Here is an 18,679-nt window from a genome sequence, read left to right as displayed (position 1 = left end):
GGCTTCTTCTTCCCCATGCTCTCCATGATGGACATCATCCTTACCGGGGCCGAAGCCCCTGATCAGGGGTGTCCGTCAAAGCGAATCAAGCCCAGAGAAGGAAGCCAGGTGGTCCACCTCCCTCCCGTAAACGTCATGGCGCTACATTCGCACTGTCTTGTGAGGGGTCTTCCTCGGAATGCGGCTTCAGGACGCCCCGCCCGCGCGTACCGTCCATCTCGCGCCATTCCGGCCGCAGTCCGGCCAGATTCGTGGTGAGGAAGTACGCAGAGCCGCAGGCGAGCAGCACCGATGTGAGTCCGACAGCGTTCACCGCCGCCCCGGCGATCAGCCCGCCGAGGGGGATACCGGCCCAGGCCAGCGAGTCACCGAGTGCGTTGACCCGGCCCAGCATCCTGCGCGGCACCCGCTCGACGAGGACGGCCCCCAGCACTGGGTTGACGAAGCCGGCACCGAACCCGCTGACCGCGAAGACGGCCAGTACCACCCCCGACGGGACGTCGGAGGCGAGGACCAGGAACCTCGGTGCCCCGGCCAGCAGGAACCCGGTGAGGACCACCACCCGCCGCCGCAGCCGGTGCGCCACCACTGCGGCGATCAGGCTCCCGCCGACCGCCGCGGCCCCCATGACGCTGCCCACCAGGCCGATCGCGGTCGGCCCGCTGCCGGACTCCCTGGCCCAGACGGGTACGAGCACCGAGGAGAACGCCGCGTCCAGCAGGTTGGTGATGCCGGCCATGACGATGACGGTGAGCAGCAGCGGCTCGCCGTGCAGGAAGGTGAAGCCCTCGCCGAAACTCCGCCAGTAGCCCGGTCCCGTGTCCCCGGCCTGCGAGGGGGCCTCCTCGGCCGCGTGCCCCATGCCGCGAGGCAGCGCGAGTTTGATGATCACCGATCCGAGGGCGAAGCAGCCCGCGTTGACGGCGAGTCCGGTCAGGGGACCGAGCAGCGCCACCAGGGATCCGCCGACCGCTAGGCCGACGGTGGAGGCGAGCCGCTCGGTCACACCGGCCAGACCGGTGGCCCGCTCCAGCAGCACCCGGCCGCGCTCGGCCGCCTCCGGGACCATCACCTCCTTGGCCAGGTCGCCGGGGCCCCGGGCCGCGCCGATCAGCGCGACCAGAACCAGGAGAAAGGGAAAGGAGAGCAGGTCCAGGGTGTGGAGCAGGGGAACCGCGGCGGCGGCGGTCGCGCTGGCCAGATCGGTGGTCCAGGAAACGGCCCGCGGGCCGATCCGGTCCACCAGTGGTCCGGTTAACGCCTTGACCACCACGTAGGGAGTCATCTCGCAGAAGGCGACCAGTCCGGTCCGGGTGGCGCTCCCGGTTGTGACGAGGACGAACCAGGGCAGTGCCACAACGGAGATCCGAGTGCCGGTGAGCGACATGGCTATGGCGGCCAGCACCCCGCCCAGCGGCCGTAAGGACCGCCTGCCGTATATTCCGTCGATGCCTGGGGCTTCCGCCGTCACGATGTCTCCGTTCCTGTCGCTGGCTCAGGACCGGTGCAGACCTCCGACACGGCGGGTGTGTCCAGCTCGGGCAGGAGGTGCGTGATGACACCGACCCGCTCCGCTCCCTCAGGGGCGCTCGCCGCCGCCTCTGGCGTGTCCTGCCGGTATCGGCAGATCACGTCCCTCAACTCCTGGCGCAACGCCACGGTTTCCTCGGGCGTGAGCCGCAGTGCCCAGTCACTCATGTCGAAGGTGCCCCGCCATGCACGAGGCATCGTCTGCAGCTCGTTCAACGCCTGCTGAATGCGAAGGGTGTAGGTGCCGGCGACCGACTGCAGATACGCCAACGCGGCCTCTGGCTCTTGATCGGCCACATCCCGGCCCTTGAGCTCCGTCGTCCGATGGACCGAACGCCACCAGCGCTCTCGTGCGTTGCCGCGTTCCACGTCCTCCTCGACGAAGCCGGCCACACCGAGCTGGCGCAGGTGGTAGCTGGCCGTCCCGGAATTCACTCCCAGTCGCTCCGCGAGGCGGGTAGCCGTCGACGGGCCGTACTTCCGCAGCAGCCCGACCAACTGCACGCGTACCGGATGGGCCAGGGCACGCAGTCCCTTGGCATCCAGAACAACCGAGTCCTCTTCAACGGCCGGGTCGTCCGGCCTCTTCGACACCTCCGTCATAAGGCACACCCTAGACCACGAAGGGTTCTTCGCAAACATCTCTTCGCGAAGAACTCTTCGCGCTTTACTGGGGTACAAGGGGAGGCGCCGGTGCGTCCGCCCGGGTCGTGTGGTGGCGGCTCCAACGGACCGCCGCCACACGCCCGTTGCCACCTTCCTGTCGGCAGGGATGGGGCGGATGGTGTGTTTACGGGTGGTACCGGTCGGCGAGGTCGCCGTAGCCGCCTGCTGTCCAGACCGTTCTGCGGAAGTCCGTGAGTGTGAGCGCTCCGGTGCCCTGTCCTGCGGCGGGCGGAAAGTGCGCGGTAGCGCAGCGGGCGCAGTACCAGGCCTGGTTCCAGAGCCGTTCGGCGCGCGGACGCCCAGCGAGACGGCGCCGTCTGGCGAGGAACAGCGCGGTCGCTCCTGCCAGCAGCGCGATCACGGCGCCGATGAGCAGGTAGGACACCAGGAGGACGGTCGGAGTGCCGTTCACGTCGGCGAGTGGGGCGGCCGTGTGCGCGAGTGGGGAGGACGGCGGGGCTTTCGGGAAGCCGGGGAGGTCGTTGGGGAACCCCGGCTGCTTGGTCACCCAGGCCGGTGGTGAGAGGTCGGGGCCGGAGTCGGCGGCCGCGTTGCGCTGGTGTATCCCCTCGGTGAAGGTGACGACCGCCCCGGCGAGCGCTGGGAAGCTGAGGATCACGAGGGCCTTGAAGGCCGTGCTGGTGGCGGGAGGTGCGGGCGCCAGGGCCCGGCCGAGGGCGGACACCTCTTCCTGGGTCCGGGTCTGGGTGCGCCCGTCACGGTCGGAGGAGTGCACGGTGACGTTGCGCCGTTCGGCCATGTGGACGGCCGGCACGGCGCGGACCTGGTCGGTCAGGGCGCAGCCCGGGCAGGGCGGCATGGAGCCGCGTGGCGGTTGGGGCAGGGCATCGTTGATCGGCATGTACGAAATCCCCCTGGATGTACGGCGATCGGGCGACCGTTCGTGTTCGGGTGGACGCAGCTGCGCCGTCGTCGGTTGCGGTACTGCGTGAGGGCCGGATCGCTTGCCTGCCCCGCCGGCACCACGGCCGCGGTGGCCGTGACTGCCGCTCCCCCCGACCGGATCAGGCTCGCCGCCGGCGCAGGGTTCGAGGCCGACCACCGCCACGATGACCGACGTACCCACTCCGGGCATATGAGCGGCCCGGCTACACGTCCTCGGCCGAGAAGCCGGACCGTCACCCCCGTTTCCTCTCCTCCCACCGCTCATCCGAGAACTGCGCCGTCTCCCCGAGAATCAGGGCGAAGGCTCCGATTCGGCACTACGATCAACTTCGTGTGCCGAACACCGGTGCGACACGGGAACACAGCAGGGGGGACCACGATGAGTCGGACGAAGACGCGCATGCTCACCGCAGCAGCCGGGGCGCTGGGGGTGGCGCTGGCTTTCGCCGGGACGGCATCGGCGCAGCCGGCCGCCCCGGCACCGGCCTCGGACGAGCCCTTCGGTCATCCGGGGACGGGCCAGGTCCTGCCGCCGACCCCGGACGAGGACACCATGTTCTCGATCCCCGACTGGATCGGGAACGGCAGCGCGGTGACGGCCTCGGTGGTCGAGACGCTGCCGATCGCGGTCACCGTCGGCTGTCAGGGCGGCGGTTCGGTGCAGGTGCACGTCGGCGGTCTGGCTCCGGCCGACTTCACGGTGCAGTGCCCGGTGGACTCCGTCGGCGTCGGATCGGTGGACATCCCCGCCCGTCCAGGCCGGGACTTCCAGTTCACCGTCCACACCTCGGACCCGTCGATCCACTGGGGCATCAACGCCCTGCAGATCCGTTCCGCCCCCTGATCCGGACCCCGGGCCCCGGGCTGGCTCCGGACGCTCCGGGGGGCGGTGCCGGCCCCACCCAACGCGCCCATCCAACGCGCCGGCCCGGGCGCGCGGTCCGCGGCCGGTGGTGACCACCACGCGGGCCCGCGCCGGATCCTCGGCGCGGGCCTCGCGGACCAGTCCACGGTCCGGACGGCACAGGCGAGTTGGTGTGCTTGTCGGTGTCGGAGGGCAGAGGGCAGGCTGTCCGAGCCCCGGGGAAGCCGACGGAGGGCGCATGCAGACCGACTCGAAGATCCACGACTGGCGGATCGAGCCCCGCGAGTACGCGCGCCAGGAGGAGAGACGCGGCAGGCGCCACGCGTACGAGCACCTCGACCCGGCGCGCACCGCGCTGGTCGTGAGCGACATGGTGCCCTTCTTCGTCGAGGCGAGCCCGTACGCCTGCGGGATCGTGCCCAGCATCGAGCACATCGCCGGCGCACTGCGCGATGCCGGCGGCGTGGTCGCCTGGGTGGTGCCGGAGAACGAGGCACCGCTCGGGAGGCTGAGCACCGAGTTCTACGGCCGGCGGTCGGCGCGGCGTTCGCGGTAACCGGCGGCGAAGGCTCGCTGCGCTCGCGTCTGTGGCCCGCCTTCGAGGTCCGGGAGGCGGATCTGCTGGTGGAGAAGTCCGCCTACAGCGCCTCCTTCCCCGGCCGCTCGCCCTTGCCGGGGCTGCTGGCGGAGCGCGGCGTCGACACCGTGCTGATCACGGGCACCCTTTCGATCTACCGGTCGTTCGGGGACGTACGGGCCACGGACGAGGCACTCGCCTTGATCGGGCGACGAACTGACAGCTGCTGAGCCGACGACCTGCTGTGCTCCGCGGCGGCGACGTCGGACGGCGCGTCCGACGGTGCGTCCGGCGGTGCTGCACAGTGGCCGAGTAGCGCGCTCAGCCACGCGCAGACGGAGACGGTCACCGTTGGTCATCGTGAGTTGTGTCGACGAACTCCACTTCGGGATTCCCACGTCAGGCCACATCGCTGGCCGCGCTGAGGAACCCGCGAGCGGCAACGGCGGTGCCACTTCCCAGCTCTCCGGGTCAGCTGGCCGGCGCCGAGGAGAAGCTCAGCCAGCTCGATCGGGGCCACGGCGGCATTCGGCCGTGGACCTCGGCATCCCACCACGCGTGCTGAGACGAACCCACGGAGGTGGGCTGCCGCACGGCCCTCGACCGGGATCGAGAACAGGTTTGAGGAAGCGTGCCTCAAACGCCCTTCAGAACACGGTCAAGTGCCGCCCGGCCTGCAGGTCCCCAGTGCGGCTTGCCGCCGGAAAGGCCCCGATCTCCGTTCTGCCCCATGAGCATCAGGAAGAGGCTCTTCATCGCGGCCAGTCCGCGTGCGCGCCGGATCGCCGCCCCGTCTGCATGCGCGTACGTGTCGAAGAACCGTGAGGCCATGCCCGAGGGCAGCAGCACCCATGCGGCGGCGAGGTCCCACGCCGGGTCGCCGGCGAACATGGCGCCGAAGTCGACGATGCCCGAGAGCGTTCCGTCCGAGACGACGACGTTCGCGGGATGGAGGTCGCCGTGCACCCACACCGGCGGGCCCTCCCACGCATCGGCCGCAACGGCGTCGTCCCAGACGGCCCGGACATCGGCAGCGATGCCGTGGGGGACTACGGCCTGGAAGAAGTTCTCGAAGCCGTCCGTGCAGTTCCTGGGATGGGCACCGAAATCCGTGGAGATCGGCGCCTCGGCGGGCGCCTCCACGTGGAGCGCCCGGAGGAAGCCCGCCAGTGTGTCGGCCGCGTGGGCGCCGCGGCTGATCGAGCCGTGGTCCAGCGGCTCGCCGACAACCCATGTCATCACGGTCCAGTGCTTGGGAAAGCGCTCGGACGGGTCACCGAACCGCACCGGGAGCGGCACCGGGAGCGGCAAGCGCGGGGCAAGCACCGGTAGCCACCGCCGCTCCTTGAGCTGGAGCTCCGGAGTGGGGTCCATGCGCTGCATGCGCACTGCCAACTCGTCCCCGAGGCGCCACATTTGGTTGCCCCAGCCGCCCGCCACCTCCCGGATGGCCAGCCCTGCAAGGTCTGGATGTTGCTCCTGCAGCAGGTCGCGGACCAGGTCTGCGGTGATCTCGATCTCGGTGTCGGCCATGCGAAGTCACAGTACTGGGGCGGCAGGCGGAGCGCTTGGCTGCGGCATCCGGAGTTCCGTCTGGTCGAGTAGCGGCCTCGGCCGCTCCGGGCCATCGGCTCAGTCGGCCGCGAGGATGCTGATGCCGTCGCCGAGGAGCTTGAGGCCGAGCACGAAGAACAGGACGGCCATGACGGCGACGTTGTGCCGCGCCGCCCAGTCCCGCCAGCTGCCGAGGATGCCAGCGGCACGTTCGCCCATGACCAGGTAGACGGCGAGTGGCGCAAGCACGCCGAGTGAGGCGATCACCACGAAGATCGCGAGCGTTCCGATCTGCTGGGGCAAGGCGAGCCCGGCGGAGCTGATCGAGGCGCCCGCGGCGATGGCCAGGGGCGCGTTCTTGAGATTGGCCGCAGAGAACAACAGCCCCAAGCCGACGATCTTGATGGGACTGAAACGGTCGATCGCCGCCATCCACTTCGGCAGCTGTGTCTCGGAGGCGTCCTTGGGGCGGCGCCGCCACTGACGGGCGCCGAAGAGGACGAGGAGCGCGCCGAGGGCGAGTTTGAGCGCTCCGACCCAGGTAGCCGGATGCTTGTGGGTCGCGGCTCCGCCCGTGCCACCGACAGCCAGCATGATCGCGACGAGCGCGGCGAGCCCCACGACCCAGGCAAGGACGAACAGCAGTCCGTTGAGGCGTCCCCTCGGGGTGGCCAGAACGAGGATGAGCGCCACGATCGGCAGGGGGCTGACCGCGATGCCCGCGGCCAGGCCCAGCACATCACCGACAGCGTGTCCCACCGCGGCCTCCAGAAGACGAACGTTCGGGAGCGGACTGCCCGTGTCGGCAGTTCGAAACTGACGTGCCGCCTCTGAGAGGGCAGAGCACTCTGTGCCATCGTGGGCATCTCCCTGGCTCGGCGGCCACTGACCGCTGGCGAACGGGTGGCCGTACGCGCCGTCAACACCTTCGCCGGTTGGCCGCCGGCTCCGACCGCGCTGAACGTGTCGGGGTCACCAGATCCACCACCCGCTACGTAACGTGATGACGTGACCACATTCAGGTGGTCACTAGCCGTGTCGCCGCCGCTGGCGTGGTCGGCGCAGGCTGCCCCTACGTGAGACGGAGGTACCAGTGGTCGGGCATGAGAGACAGCGAACCGGTTCGCATCGCGGCACGGGGCCCGAGGAGAGCGGGCACCGACCACGGCCACGGGCATGGGTGCGGATCTTCATGGCGGTACTGGCCGTGCTGGCGGGACTGGCCCTGCCGGCCGCCGCCTCGTCCCCGGCCTGGGCCGCCGCCGCCCCCAATGCCTATGTCGCCAACTTCGAGTCGAACTCCGTGTCAGTGATCAACACCGGCACCAACACGGTCGTCGCCACCATCGGCGTCGGCAGCTCCCCCTTCGGGGTCGCGGTCGCCCCGAACGGCGCGCACGCCTACGTGGCCAACTTCGGATCGAACAGCGTGTCGGTGATCGCCACCGCCACCAACACGGTCACCGCCACCGTCGGCGTCGGTAGCGGGCCGAGGGGTGTCGCCGTCACCCCGGACGGCGCGCACGTCTACGTCGCCAACCAGGGCGACAACACGGTGTCGGTGATCGACACCACCACCAACACCGTCATCGCCACCGTCGGCGTCGGCGCCGCCCCGACCGGCGTCGCGGTCACCCCGGACGGCGCGCACGTCTACGTCACCAACGCGCAGTCGAACAACGTGTCGGTGATCGAAACCGCCACCAACACGGTCACCGCCACCATCGGCGTCGGCGCCAACCCGGAGGGTGTCGCGGTCACCCCGGACGGCACGCACGTCTACGTCACCGACGCAGGCTCAACCGTCGTGTCGGTGATCGAAACCGCCACCAACACCGTCATCGCCACCATCGGCGTCGGCAACAGCCCGGCCGGTGTGGCAATCACTCCGGACGGCGCGCACGCCTACGTCACCAACGAGGGATCGAACTCCGTGTCGGTGATCGCCACCGCCACCAACACGGTCACCGCCACCGTCGGCGTCGGCGCCAACCCGTTGGGCGTCGCGGTTGCCCCGGACGGCGCGCACGCCTACGTCACCAACGTGAACTCCAACAGCGTGTCGGTGATCGCCACCGCCACCAACACGGTCACCGCCACCGTCGGCGTCGGCGTCAGCCCGACCGGCGTCGCGGTCAACCCAATCAGTCCCTCGCCCTCCCTGACCATCACCAAAACCCACACCGGCAACTTCACCCCAGGCCGCCAGGGCAGCTACACCATCACCGTCGGCAACAACGGGACCATCCCCACGGACGGCACCACGGTCACCGTTCACGACACCCTCCCGGCCGGGCTCACCGCCGTCAACATCAGCGGCAGCGGATGGCGCTGCGTCCAGAGGACCCTGACCTGCACCCGCAGCGACGTCCTCAACCCCGGGAACGCCTACCCGCCCATCACCCTGCGGGTCCGCGTCGCCCGCACCGCCACCGGCACCCTCACCAACACCGCCACCGTCAGCGGAGGCGGCGACGGCACCGCCACCGCCACCGACCCCACCGTCATCGACCCCCCCGGTCACTGGCACCACTGGTGACCGCAACGCTCCGACCACCCGGCCCACGGGACCGGCACATCTGAACAGTCGAACGCTTCACCGGCATCCACGCTCGACCCGACGAGCGTGGATGCCGGCACATCGGGGCCGCTCACCGCGGACCACACCGCCGCCGGCCGGGTTCTCGCGCCTCACCTGCTCGAAGTGCGGCTCGTCGGACGCTTCCCAGCTGTGCAGCGCCTTGCCACGGCAACCGGCCGGTACCCGTATTCGGCCGCCCGGAGTAGGGGCCGCCGGGGTTGCCGGCATCCCTCCGGGGTGTCGGCTTGCAGCCGTTCGCCCCCGAACCTAGGCTTCCGAAATCCACTCAGATGACATCGAGGAAAAATTCATGGGAAATCCGGAGACCGCTCCCGGGCAGCCGCTTCCGAAGTTCGAGGAAGCCAAGGGACTGGGTCCACAGGACAGCCAGTTCGTGCGCGATCTCGTGGACGTACTGGAGAAGCACGGGAATCTCGACCGTTTCGGCCTGTGCCTGCTGCACGAGCACTTTCCGGTCGCGGGCGACGAGGTCCTGGTCGAGACCCATGACCTCGCGGCACGCACGCTCCAGATCCGGGTCGACAAGGCGGACGCGACCGGTCACACCAAGCCCTCGCAGTGGCGGTTCGTGAAGACCGGACGCGGCAGCGGTGAGGTCGAGAGCCACGCCTACCAGGTGATCCTGCAGTGCAGTCCGATCAGCGGGTGCCCGGGAAGCAGGAGCACCGCGCGTTGAAGAACGAGGACGGCGGTGAGGTGAACACGAACTCCTCGCCACCGTCGCACGGTCGCAACACAAGAGTCCGCAGCACCGCGCCGTACCGGTGGGGACTGTGTGCCGTGCCGTTGCTGGCTTTCCTGCTTCTCTGGGGCGGACAGCCCGCCCGAGCGGATTCCCCGTTCGCGAGCAGCTGTCATGCGGAGCAGTTGACCGCGGCCCGTGTGAACGTCGAACTCAGACTCGCCAACCACGCCCACAACACGGTCGAGGGCAGGGGAGTCATGACCGTCCGCGTACCCAGGTCCTGGGGGTACGCCGAGGGCCTGCTGCTGCAGAAGAGTTCTGTTGCCTACCGCGATGCGATGCGCTGTCTCCTGCGCGACGAGCAGGAGACGGGGCGACCCCCGCAACAGTACCTGCGCGCACGCGAGTGGCGTTCGTCCAATCCGGCGGTGAGCGTCGAGCCTGACTGGGTCGAGGTCGACTACCCGACGATCTTCTGGTTCGACCAACCCGGCATGTTCCGCGTCGGGCCGTGGGAAGTCGATGTGCACCCGGGCCAGTGGAAGCTGTCCCTCGTTCCGCCGACGGCTCTGACAGGGGCCCGTTGGGACTCGGTCGTGGTCAACCTGGGCGGCCTGGAGGCATCCAGCGTAGCGCCCGAACCCTCGACCGCCGGCAACGGGACCATGCGGTGGGGCGACCCTGACCGGCCTCAGGAGGCGAGCTCCTTGCTGACGGTTCGGGTGGCTCCCCCGTGGCAACGCGCATGGGCGGCGGTGAGCGGCGAAAGCGCATTTCTCGTCAGCAACAAGATCGGAATGGCCGCCTGGTGGATCGTCATGTCCGTCATCGTCGCGGTGGCCGCTCTACGAGCCCGTCGCCGGCCGGCCCACATCGAGGCCACCGAGCTCGAAATCCGCAGCAGCACGGTCCTGCTGCAGTGGGGTCTGGTCAGCGCCGTCATCAGCCTGACGTTCCTGCCACCGCAGTACACACTCCTCGGTCAGGACCGTTGGAGGATCCTGATCGGGATTCTGGTCGGCTGGGCGTTGACGGCCACCGCCCGTCCGAAGAGGTCGGTGCTGCTGGCCGCCTCGCTGGTGGCGGCGGTCGGCGGCCTGGTAGTCGGCTGGCCGTCCCTGTTCGGCCTTCCCCAGAAGCTCTCCTCCCCCGGAACCGGGTCCGTCCACAGCTTCGCCCCGCTGGTGGCCATGACCGCGGCGCTCCTGTGGCTGTGGCTGGCCGGCCTGGCCCTGTGGATCTGGCGGCTCGCGTGTGAGGGCGGACTGATCCGGACACCGGCGTCACCCTGGAGGCTGCGCCGCCTCGGGTCGGTCCTGGCCGTGATCACCGTCCTTCTGCTGGGGTGGGAGTGGTGGACCCAGGACCGCGGGTGGGAGCGGGCCAGCTGGCTGAGCGACCGCACCGTGCAGGAGTACGGTTGGCTGCACCGCGCCTTCCTGAGCGAGCATCTGGTGTCCTACACCATCCAGGTTCCCGTATGGTGCGTCGCCGGGACCTGGGTGGTGACCGGCATCGCCATCGTGGCCCTGCTACGGGCCAGGGACTTGGCGTTCCCCGTGCCGTGCGCGGATCCCACCAGGTTGGACTGCCTCCTGCTCGCCGTGTTCTTCGCCGTCGTGGTCGCCTACCGCCAGGGCTCGTACGCAGGCAGCCAGGCCGGGGCTGTCCTCTGGCTCGTCCTGGACATCGCCGCGTTCTACGCCCTGTTGGCGGTCGGGAAGCGGTGGGCGGTCCTGGCCCAACACCTTGAGGGAAGTGGGGACACTCCGAGGCTGAGCGAAGCGATCACGGAGGCGGGCCACTCCGGCCTCATCGCGCGTGCACGCCGCTACCGGGAGCTGACCGACGAGCTCCGTGACATGGGGCCGGGGAAGAGCGAGGGAGCCGCGAGCAGACATGCGGCGGAGAAGGAACGGCACGCGGTCGAACGGGAGCTGAGCGGGCTGCACCGCTGGCGGTCGCCGACCGGAGCCACCAACACGGCACGGCCCTGGCTGCCCGGCCAGTTCACGGTCATGGACATCGCCCTGAGTTGGGGCCCGCATGCCAGATGGTGGGAGAACGCCCGCAGGGCCGCCCTACTGGCGGCCGCCTTCGGCCTTCCCGGCACTCTCCTCATCCTCTGGTTCTTCTACCAGGGGGAGCAAACCCAGTGGATGCACACCGCGCAGGACTCCTTCGGGGCACCCGAGATGATCCGGCAGTTCTTGCTCTGGGAGCTCACCGCGGCAGGCGCGGGCCTGGTGCTGGGAGCGCTCTGGCGCCTGCTGCCCGGCCGCCGCGGTCCGACACGCGCCCTGGGCCTGGCCGCCGTCTACACCCTGCTGATCCTCCTGGGGATCCTGGGCGACCGCCTCACCGACCAGCCACTCGGCAACTGGGCCATCGCCATCTGCCAGATGCTCCTGGTGCTGACCCTCACCAGCCTCGCCATGGACGCGGACACCTTCCGCGCCGAGCGGCGTCTGTGGCCCAGCCGCTTCGGACTGCTGCTCTCGATCTACCAGCTCCGCGGCTTCTCCGCGCAGATCGCCTACGTACTGGCCCAGTTGGCCGTGCTGATCGCGATCGCGAAGTTCTTCATCGGTCCCGATATCCGGACCATGAAGTTTTGAGTTCAGGCGCTCCCGCTACTTCCGGACCCGCTCGTGGAGTTCGGCGATGCCGGGATCACGAGCCACGTCTACGTCGAGCACTCGGAGGTTCCCCGGGCCGCGACCGCGCGGCGGTCGGTACTGACCTGCCCGAGGGACGCGCGTCCGAGAGCGGTTGATCTCCGCATGGTCTGGATACAGACGGTACACCCGCGCCCGGTCACCGATCGCGCGCTGACAGACCGATCCGACAGGAGTGCCATGCCACATCCGACCACTCGTCGCACGGCCCGCTACGGCTGGGCACCGGACCTGCCCGACGCCCGCGACTTCCTCTACTCCGCACCGCGTCTCTCGCTCATCAGCCTGCCGCCCGCAGCGGATCTGCGCGGCCAGTGCCCGCCGGTCTACGACCAGGGCGAGATCGGCAGCTGTACGGCGAACGCCATCGCCGCGGCGTTCGAGTTCGAGCTCATGCGGCAGAACCTGCAGGCCTTCGTTCCGTCGCGGCTGTTCATCTACTACAACGAACGGGTGATCGAAGGTCATGTCAGCACGGACTCGGGCGCACAGCTGCGTGACGGGATGAAGTCCGTGGCAAGCCTGGGTGTGTGTCCGGAGGACGAGTGGCCTTACGACGACACACCCGCGCTCTCCGACGGAGGCCCCTTCCCGCAGACCGCACGGGCCGGCCAGAAGCCTCCGGCGAGCTGCTACACGGAGGCCCTCAAGACCACGGTGACCGCCTACCAACGCGTCACCCGGGACCTCGACCAGTTCAAGGCCTGTCTCGCGTCGGGCTTCCCGTTCGTATTCGGATTCACTGTCTACGCCGGCTTCGAGAGCGCTGAGGTCAAGAAGACCGGCGTCGCACAGCTGCCGACGACGGACGAGGAGGTGATCGGCGGACACGCCGTGATGGCCGTGGGTTACGACGACCAGACCGAGCGCTTCATCGTCCGGAACTCCTGGGGCCCCGGCTGGGGCATGGACGGCTACTTCACCATGCCGTACGCCTACCTCACCGAGCAGGGACTCGCATCGGACTTCTGGACGATCCGCATCGTCACCTGATGAACCGATCGTCGCCAGACCTGGCACTTGAGCTCCCCCCGCTGGGCGGGAGGTGCTGATTACCTGGTCAGGGCTGGCGTGGGTGGTTCGACGGAGCGTGTCGTGAGTTCGACGGATGCGTACCGGCAGCCGTGGTGACCCGGCGGCGGACCCCACTCGGACCTCGCACGTTCCCGCAGTCGGCGCAGGCCAGGTTCCGCATCAGCGCGCGGTGGACTCTGGCGGGCGTTCTTCCGAGGCCGAAGCAGCCCGCCGCGTCGCCGGCGGCCTCAGGAACGAGTGATCATTTCTCGGCCGGGCCCGGCCGGCGGCGCGAGGAGGCCGTCGACGACGCGGCGGACCTTCGCGGCCGCCGTGTCGTCGCCCAGGCGCATCGCGGTGTTCGCGGCGGTGAGCACGGCGTCGATCTGGAACGCTGTGAGGTCGGCATCGAGGCCGGCGCTCGTCCCCGCATCATCGACGGCGTGTCGCAGTTCGGCGGCGATGCGGTCGCGCCAGGCTCGTTGCTGGCCGGCCAACATGTCCCGCACCGGGCCCGGCCGGCTGTCGAACTCGGGCAGGTTCGCCGCCCAGAAGCAGCCGCCCGGGAACAGCGGCTGCTCGGCGTAGGCGAGCCAGTGCTCGACCAGGGCGCGCAGCCGCTCGGCGCCCCGGGGTCGGGCCAGCGCGGGTCGGATCACGGCCTCCTCGAAGAGCTCGCCCGCCGCCTCGACCACGGCCAGTTGGAGCCTCTCCTTCGTGGCGAAGAGCGTCTGGACGCTGCTCTTGCCCACGTTCAGGTCCGTCGCGAGCCGACCGAAGCTGAGCCCGTCGAGCCCCTCCAACGACGCCGTGTCGACGGCGTGCCGCACGATCGTCCGTCGCGACCGCAGACCTCGAAGCAGGCGCCCGTCCTGCACATCCTCGCTCACCGGCCTCATTGTGCCACCCCCTTGCGAAATACATACGTACGACCGTACGTTTTTCTCGTGAACACCCGTCAGATGTTCGAGCTCGCCCAGGCGCTGGCGCACGCCAAGAGCCGTCAGGACCTGTCCGCCGCGCTCCAACTCCTGCACCAGGACGTACTGCTGGAGTCGCCGCCCTTCGGCACCCGGGCCCGCGGCCTGCCCGACAACGAGAGGGCGCTGGCACGCTTCTTCGCGTCCTTCCCCGACTACGAGGTCACCCTCGACGGGCACGCCGGCAACGACGACACCCTGGCCTGCTGGGGAACGGCACGCATGACCATGACCGGTGACCGGTTCGGCGTGACGCCCAACGGCAGACGCGCCGAACTGCCGGTGTTCCTCCGGTTCACCTTCGCCGACGGCCTGATCGCCGGCGAGCGGTTCTTCCTCGACCTCGCGGAGCTGTGCGCCCAGTCGGGCGTCTCCACCGACCAGGTCCGGCACACCCTGCTGGGAGGCAGCGCATGACCCCCGACCCCCGCACCAAGTCCTTCGGCGAGATCACCACGTGCCACCTGTTCGACCTCGTCATCGACCTGAGCCCCCGACTGGACTTCGGCACCGGCCCGCTCGGCCGCAGAACCCTCTTCGGCGACACGGGAGGCACCTTCCACGGACCGCGCCTGCACGGCGACGTGCTCCCGATCGGCGGCGACTGGGCACTGATCCGCCCCGACGGGACGATGTCACTGGACGTGCGCCTCACCCTGCGCACCCACGACGGCGCCCTGGTGTACATGACCTACGGCGGCCGCTGGGTCACCCCGCCCGAACTGCGGGCCGACATCGCCGATCCGGCGAAGAGGTACGACATCGACCCGGCCCGGTACTACTTCCGCACCAACCCGCTTTTCGAGACCGGATCGCAGGAGTACGCATGGCTGAACGACATCGTCTGCGTCGGAGCGGGCTACCTCATCGAAGGCGGGATCGCCTACAAGGTCGCCCAGGTCGAATGAGCGCCGAAGGCCGGAGGACTGTCAGGACGATCCTCTTCGGGGATCGATAGGACCGGCGGGCGGGAGGGCAGAGGACGCCGCCGGAGCCGAGCTGGTCACCGCAGTCCCGGCCGGGGGCAGCCCGAAGGGGAACGGGCATGGTCACGATACGAATAACCCCCTGTCCACCGGCGCCGCCGGTCCGCCATCATGATCAACCGTGCCCGCCTACCCCGAGCCGCCCGCCGCGGCGTCCGCCGACAGGCCCGTCCACGGTTCGCCGTGCCCACGCTGCGTCGCCCCCCTGACCGACGACCCGCGCTTCCTCGTCTGGTGCCCGGCCTGCGACTGGAACCTCGTGCCCGGCGAGGACGCCGCCCACGCGCCCACCCGGCGCGAGCGGGCCGCGGCCGCCCGCACCGACCGGCTCTACGAGGAGCAGGCCGCCGGGGGCGACTCCCCCACCGCCCGCCGGGACTGGCTGCTGGCCTCCGCCGCGGCCGGGGCGGTCCACCTCGTCACCGTCGGCACCTTCGCCCTGGCGCTCTGGCTGCTGATCACCGGGACCGTCGTGCAGCGCTGCGTCGGCGCGGTGGTGCTGGTGATCGCGGTGACCCTGCGGCCGCGGCTCGGCCGACTGCCGAAGGACGCGGGGGTGCTCGACCGTGCCGGGGCGCCGGCCCTGTACGGTCTGGCCGACCGGGTGGCCGCCGAGGTCGGCGCCCGCCCGGTGGACGTCATCCAGGTCACCGACGAGTTCAACGCCTCGTACGGGCTGGTCGGGCTGCGCCGCCGGTCGGTGCTGCGGCTCGGCCTGCCGCTCTGGGAGGTACTGGACGAGCGGGAGCGGACCGCCCTGCTCGGCCACGAGTTCGGACACCGGGTCAACGGCGACCGCCGGCGCTCGTTCTGGCTGTACAGCGCCGTCTCGGCGCTCTGGGCCTGGTACGACATGGCCCGCCCGGGTCACGACGGGTGGGTCGTGGGCCGGGACGAGGTCTCGATGCTGGTGCGGCTCGGCGCGGTGTTCGGCCGGCTGGTGCTGCGGGGCGTCGCCTGGGTGCTGTACCAGGGGCTGGTGCTGTTCGACCGGCTCACTTCCCGGGCCGGCCAGCAGGCCGAGTACCACTCGGACGTGCTCGCCGCCCGGGTGGCGGGCGGCGAGGCGACCCGGGGCATGCTCGCTGCGCTGCTGCTGACCGGCTCAGTGGACACGGCGATCCACCAGATCCGGGCCGAGGAGCGCGGACGGCCCCGGATCGGCCGCGCCCGGAGCCGCCGGACCGAGGACGCGCCCGCGCCGGACCTGCTCTGGGACCGGGTGCGCAAGCACCTCGCCTCCGTCCCCGCCGTCGAGCGGGAGCGCCTGCTGCGGCTCAGCGCCCGTGACCGGTCCGCCGTGGACGGCTCCCACCCGCCGACCCACCTGCGGATCGCTCTGGCCGCCCGCGCCGGGGACGGGGACGCCGCCGTCACCGTCCCCGCCGCCGAAAGCGCCTCGATCGCCGCCGAGCTGGCGCCGCACCGCGCCCGGATCGCCGCCGAGCTGCTGGCAGGCTGACGAGGCCTCAGTGATGCCCGAGTCGGGCTAGGTTCGTCGCTTCGGCACATGCGTTGCCAAGGCCGCGGACGTCACTATGGCGGCTGCGCCGGCCACCCAGAGAAGCGGCAGCCAGAGCTGGATCGACGCGATGGTCAGGTGCAGCCGGAAGACGGCCAGCATGATCAGCGCCAGCGGCAGGGTGGTGCCCAGGACGCTGATGCGGGCATACCCGAACCTGATCAGCAGCGGGAGCTGGATCGCGATGTTGACGGCGAACAGCGCCCAGGACAGTGTCAGCATCGTCAACAGGGTGCGCCCGCTCAACGACTCGCCCTCGGCCCGCGCGAGGAGTACGGACAGTGCCGTGCCGGCGGTGACGGTGGTGAGAAAGCCGGCCAGGGCCCAGGCGTAATGGCCGAGCAGCACCGTGCGGCGTGGTACGGGCAGGACGGCGTACAGCGTTTCCAGGCCGGCTTTGTCGGCGACCACGAACGGATGGACGGCGACCAACGGGGCGAGCAGCAGTGCGAGCGCCGGTACGAGACCGACCGGGTTGCGGGCGAGTACCAGGACCATCATGCCGGACACCAGCAGGCCCTGGGCCCGGTACGGTGCGACGGTACGCAGGTGCAGCACTGCCATGCGGGCGACGGCGCTCATGCGACCGCCCCGCATCCGCCGATCGGCTGTGACGGCGAATCGGTCGACGGCGATCCGATGTGGATGGCGACCTCCTCAAGGGTGGGTGCCCGGTCCGGACGACGCGGCCGTCATGGATGAGCGTCAGGTAGTCGCCGATGCGGTCGAGATCGGAGGTGATGTGCGTGGAGAGCAGCACGCTGTGTCCCTCGTCGAGCAGGAAGTCTCCGATGATGCCGACGAGTTCGTCCCGGGCGACCGGGGCGAGGCCGCTGGTCGGCTCGTCGAAGACAAGCAGCCGCGCCTGGTGCGACAGCGCCACCGTGATCATGAGCTTCATCGCCATGCCGCGGGACAGGTCCTTGACCTTCGCCCGCAGGTCCAGGCCGAACGTGTCGAGCAACTGCCGGTAGCGCCCGCCGTCCCACCGGTCGTAGAAGGGGCGCAGCGTCCGTTCGACCTCGGTCAGCCCCCAGTCGCCCACGAGGTAGGTGCGGTCGAGCACCAGCCCGACGTCCTGGCGCAGCGCGACTGGGCCGGGTACCCGGTGGCCGAGCAGCTCGATCTCGCCCGTGTCGATCCCGCGCATGCCCAGCAGGCTGCGGATCGTCGTCGTCTTGCCGGCGCCGTTCGCGCCGATGAGGCCCATGACATAGCCGGTGGGCAGTTCGAAGCTGACATCGCGCAGGGCGAAGCCGTTGCCCACGGCACAGCCCACGCCCCGCAGGGCGAAGGCGAGATCGTTGTGCACCGAAGGACCCCCTAGTCTCAGATGTGTTCGTGCTCGGCCTGCATCAGCCCGTCCAGGATCTGGATGAGATCCTCGCGGTCGAGGCCGGCCCGCCGGGCGGCGTCCAGCTCGGTCTGCAGGCCTTCCTCGACCTGACGCAGCAGTTGCTCGCGCACGAGCGCCGAGTCCAGCGGCAGGACGTAGGCGCCCTTGCCGGGGACCGTGGCGATGAACCCTTCGGCGGCCAGCTCGGTGTACGCGCGAGTGGTGGTGATGATGCTGATCCGGAGGTCACGAGCCAGGGCGCGGACGGAGGGCAAGGCACTGCCCTCGGTGAGTTCCCCCGTCAGGATGGCAGCCTCGGCAGTCACAACAGCCACATGCCCGCGGCGGGCGACCACCGCAGGCAGCACCCCGGGGGCCGACACCGCCGCGCGAGGCACCGATCAGGCGCCTGGCCGCATATCCGCTCGTCGCACCACGAGTCGCCGTCGACTCCCGACTCATCGGTCGTACCGCCCCGGTATCGATCGTCGGCGAGTTCCCGGCAGTGCGACGCCACGTCCGGGGCGGGGCCTGAGTGACGCGATCCGGTCGGCGGCACCCGAAGCGCGGGGAAAACGTACGGGGCAGCCGCAGGGCTCACAGTTGTCGGCGACTCCCCGGGGGCTGGTCTGGAGACGGCACGGGGGCCCGGGCCGCGCGGTTGCGCGGGCCCGGGCCCTGGCGGGTTGCCCCGGTGGTCCCTGTCCGGCCCCCGAGGCACGGGGGGAGCCGGATGGCCGGCTCAGTACCAGTGGTGGTTCTGCCAGAACGCCCAGGC

General features: G+C 70.2%; 18 protein-coding genes and 1 pseudogene. 10 read left to right on the top strand and 9 right to left on the bottom strand.

Going from position 1 to position 18,679, the window contains the following annotated elements:
* Positions 1–133: 133 nt before the first annotated feature.
* The 3 genes from ACFV1W_RS37035 to ACFV1W_RS37025 all read right to left on the bottom strand — a co-directional run bounded on the left by ACFV1W_RS37035 (position 134) and on the right by ACFV1W_RS37025 (position 3,058).
* A complete protein-coding gene (locus ACFV1W_RS37035; RefSeq protein WP_380421683.1) occupies positions 134–1,471 on the bottom strand; it encodes an MFS transporter in 1,338 nt (445 codons plus the stop codon).
* A complete protein-coding gene (locus tag ACFV1W_RS37030; RefSeq protein WP_380421682.1) occupies positions 1,468–2,133 on the bottom strand; it encodes an ArsR/SmtB family transcription factor in 666 nt (221 codons plus the stop codon). The genes ACFV1W_RS37035 and ACFV1W_RS37030 overlap by 4 nt, the downstream gene beginning before the upstream one ends.
* A 187-nt stretch (positions 2,134–2,320) precedes the next feature.
* Positions 2,321–3,058: a hypothetical protein gene (locus ACFV1W_RS37025; RefSeq protein ID WP_380421681.1), complete on the bottom strand. Its 738-nt coding sequence runs from the start codon at positions 3,056–3,058 to the stop codon at positions 2,321–2,323.
* A 444-nt stretch (positions 3,059–3,502) separates the two neighbouring features.
* On the opposite strand from ACFV1W_RS37025, the gene ACFV1W_RS37020 reads away from it, so the two are divergent.
* From ACFV1W_RS37020 to ACFV1W_RS37010, 3 genes are all read left to right on the top strand, one after another.
* Positions 3,503–3,946, top strand: a complete 444-nt coding sequence (locus tag ACFV1W_RS37020; protein WP_380421680.1) for a hypothetical protein — start codon at positions 3,503–3,505, stop codon at positions 3,944–3,946.
* Positions 3,947–4,205: 259 nt separating this feature from the next.
* Positions 4,206–4,523: a hypothetical protein gene (locus ACFV1W_RS37015; protein ID WP_380421679.1), complete on the top strand. Its 318-nt coding sequence runs from the start codon at positions 4,206–4,208 to the stop codon at positions 4,521–4,523.
* 68 nt (positions 4,524–4,591) lie between these two features.
* Positions 4,592–4,774: a hypothetical protein gene (locus ACFV1W_RS37010; protein WP_380421678.1), complete on the top strand. Its 183-nt coding sequence runs from the start codon at positions 4,592–4,594 to the stop codon at positions 4,772–4,774.
* A 406-nt stretch (positions 4,775–5,180) separates the two neighbouring features.
* Here the strand turns inward: ACFV1W_RS37010 and ACFV1W_RS37005 are convergent, their stop codons facing one another.
* The gene (locus ACFV1W_RS37005; RefSeq protein WP_380421677.1) at positions 5,181–6,077 is read right to left on the bottom strand and encodes a phosphotransferase; all 897 of its coding nucleotides are present in this window, start codon (positions 6,075–6,077) and stop codon (positions 5,181–5,183) included.
* 99 nt (positions 6,078–6,176) lie between these two features.
* Positions 6,177–6,857 carry a GAP family protein gene (locus ACFV1W_RS37000; protein ID WP_380421676.1) on the bottom strand — a complete coding sequence of 227 codons (681 nt, stop codon included), beginning with the start codon at positions 6,855–6,857 and terminating at the stop codon, positions 6,177–6,179.
* 433 nt (positions 6,858–7,290) lie between these two features.
* Between ACFV1W_RS37000 and ACFV1W_RS36995 the strand changes: the two genes are divergently transcribed.
* The 4 genes from ACFV1W_RS36995 (at position 7,291) to ACFV1W_RS36980 (ending at position 13,056) form a co-directional block, all read left to right on the top strand.
* Positions 7,291–8,637, top strand: coding sequence for a beta-propeller fold lactonase family protein (locus ACFV1W_RS36995; protein ID WP_380421675.1), 1,347 nt, complete (start codon positions 7,291–7,293; stop codon positions 8,635–8,637).
* Between the two features lie 352 nt (positions 8,638–8,989).
* Positions 8,990–9,376 carry a hypothetical protein gene (locus tag ACFV1W_RS36990; protein ID WP_380421674.1) on the top strand — a complete coding sequence of 129 codons (387 nt, stop codon included), beginning with the start codon at positions 8,990–8,992 and terminating at the stop codon, positions 9,374–9,376.
* A complete protein-coding gene (locus ACFV1W_RS36985; protein ID WP_380421673.1) occupies positions 9,328–12,003 on the top strand; it encodes a DUF6185 family protein in 2,676 nt (891 codons plus the stop codon). Before ACFV1W_RS36990 ends, ACFV1W_RS36985 begins: the two co-directional genes overlap by 49 nt.
* Positions 12,004–12,168: 165 nt before the next feature.
* Positions 12,169–13,056, top strand: coding sequence for a C1 family peptidase (locus tag ACFV1W_RS36980; RefSeq protein WP_380421672.1), 888 nt, complete (start codon positions 12,169–12,171; stop codon positions 13,054–13,056).
* A gap of 269 nt (positions 13,057–13,325) precedes the next feature.
* Here the strand turns inward: ACFV1W_RS36980 and ACFV1W_RS36975 are convergent, their stop codons facing one another.
* A complete protein-coding gene (locus ACFV1W_RS36975; RefSeq protein WP_380421671.1) occupies positions 13,326–13,967 on the bottom strand; it encodes a TetR family transcriptional regulator C-terminal domain-containing protein in 642 nt (213 codons plus the stop codon).
* A gap of 57 nt (positions 13,968–14,024) precedes the next feature.
* Between ACFV1W_RS36975 and ACFV1W_RS36970 the strand changes: the two genes are divergently transcribed.
* The 3 genes from ACFV1W_RS36970 to ACFV1W_RS36960 all read left to right on the top strand — a co-directional run bounded on the left by ACFV1W_RS36970 (position 14,025) and on the right by ACFV1W_RS36960 (position 16,505).
* On the top strand, positions 14,025–14,474 hold the full coding sequence (locus ACFV1W_RS36970; RefSeq protein ID WP_380421670.1) for an ester cyclase: 450 nt from the start codon (positions 14,025–14,027) through the stop codon (positions 14,472–14,474).
* A complete protein-coding gene (locus ACFV1W_RS36965) occupies positions 14,471–14,965 on the top strand; it encodes a DUF3237 domain-containing protein (RefSeq protein WP_380421669.1) in 495 nt (164 codons plus the stop codon). Before ACFV1W_RS36970 ends, ACFV1W_RS36965 begins: the two co-directional genes overlap by 4 nt.
* A gap of 199 nt (positions 14,966–15,164) precedes the next feature.
* Positions 15,165–16,505, top strand: coding sequence for a M48 family metalloprotease (locus tag ACFV1W_RS36960; RefSeq protein WP_380421668.1), 1,341 nt, complete (start codon positions 15,165–15,167; stop codon positions 16,503–16,505).
* Positions 16,506–16,532: 27 nt separating this feature from the next.
* Here ACFV1W_RS36960 and ACFV1W_RS36955 read toward each other — a convergent pair whose 3' ends face one another.
* The 3 genes and pseudogenes from ACFV1W_RS36955 to ACFV1W_RS36945 form a co-directional block, all read right to left on the bottom strand.
* Complete coding sequence (locus ACFV1W_RS36955; protein ID WP_380421667.1) at positions 16,533–17,147, bottom strand: ABC-2 transporter permease; 615 nt, start codon at positions 17,145–17,147, stop codon at positions 16,533–16,535.
* A gap of 310 nt (positions 17,148–17,457) precedes the next feature.
* Positions 17,458–17,775, bottom strand: a pseudogene (locus ACFV1W_RS36950) (ATP-binding cassette domain-containing protein); the annotation flags it as partial.
* 119 nt (positions 17,776–17,894) lie between these two features.
* The gene (locus ACFV1W_RS36945) at positions 17,895–18,227 is read right to left on the bottom strand and encodes a GntR family transcriptional regulator (RefSeq protein ID WP_380421666.1); all 333 of its coding nucleotides are present in this window, start codon (positions 18,225–18,227) and stop codon (positions 17,895–17,897) included.
* Positions 18,228–18,679: the final 452 nt, after the last annotated feature.

This window comes from Kitasatospora sp. NPDC059648, assembly GCF_042734825.1.
In the GTDB taxonomy this organism is placed as follows: Bacteria; Actinomycetota; Actinomycetes; order Streptomycetales; family Streptomycetaceae; genus Kitasatospora.
Note: the sequence above shows the minus strand (reverse complement) of the source record. Positions and strands in the feature narration are given on the sequence as shown.

Excerpts from the sequence above, each read along its gene's own strand:
- ACFV1W_RS37030 (WP_380421682.1), bottom strand. The coding sequence starts at position 2,133 with ATGACGGAGGTGTCGAAGAGGCCGGACGACCCGGCCGTTGAAGAGGAC.
- ACFV1W_RS37025 (WP_380421681.1), bottom strand. The coding sequence starts at position 3,058 with ATGCCGATCAACGATGCCCTGCCCCAACCGCCACGCGGCTCCATGCCG.
- ACFV1W_RS37020 (WP_380421680.1), top strand. The coding sequence starts at position 3,503 with ATGCTCACCGCAGCAGCCGGGGCGCTGGGGGTGGCGCTGGCTTTCGCC.
- ACFV1W_RS37015 (WP_380421679.1), top strand. The coding sequence starts at position 4,206 with ATGCAGACCGACTCGAAGATCCACGACTGGCGGATCGAGCCCCGCGAG.
- ACFV1W_RS37005 (WP_380421677.1), bottom strand. The coding sequence starts at position 6,077 with ATGGCCGACACCGAGATCGAGATCACCGCAGACCTGGTCCGCGACCTG.
- ACFV1W_RS36995 (WP_380421675.1), top strand. The coding sequence starts at position 7,291 with ATGGCGGTACTGGCCGTGCTGGCGGGACTGGCCCTGCCGGCCGCCGCC.
- ACFV1W_RS36990 (WP_380421674.1), top strand. The coding sequence starts at position 8,990 with ATGGGAAATCCGGAGACCGCTCCCGGGCAGCCGCTTCCGAAGTTCGAG.
- ACFV1W_RS36980 (WP_380421672.1), top strand. The coding sequence starts at position 12,169 with ATGGTCTGGATACAGACGGTACACCCGCGCCCGGTCACCGATCGCGCG.
- ACFV1W_RS36965 (WP_380421669.1), top strand. The coding sequence starts at position 14,471 with ATGACCCCCGACCCCCGCACCAAGTCCTTCGGCGAGATCACCACGTGC.
- ACFV1W_RS36955 (WP_380421667.1), bottom strand. The coding sequence starts at position 17,147 with ATGAGCGCCGTCGCCCGCATGGCAGTGCTGCACCTGCGTACCGTCGCA.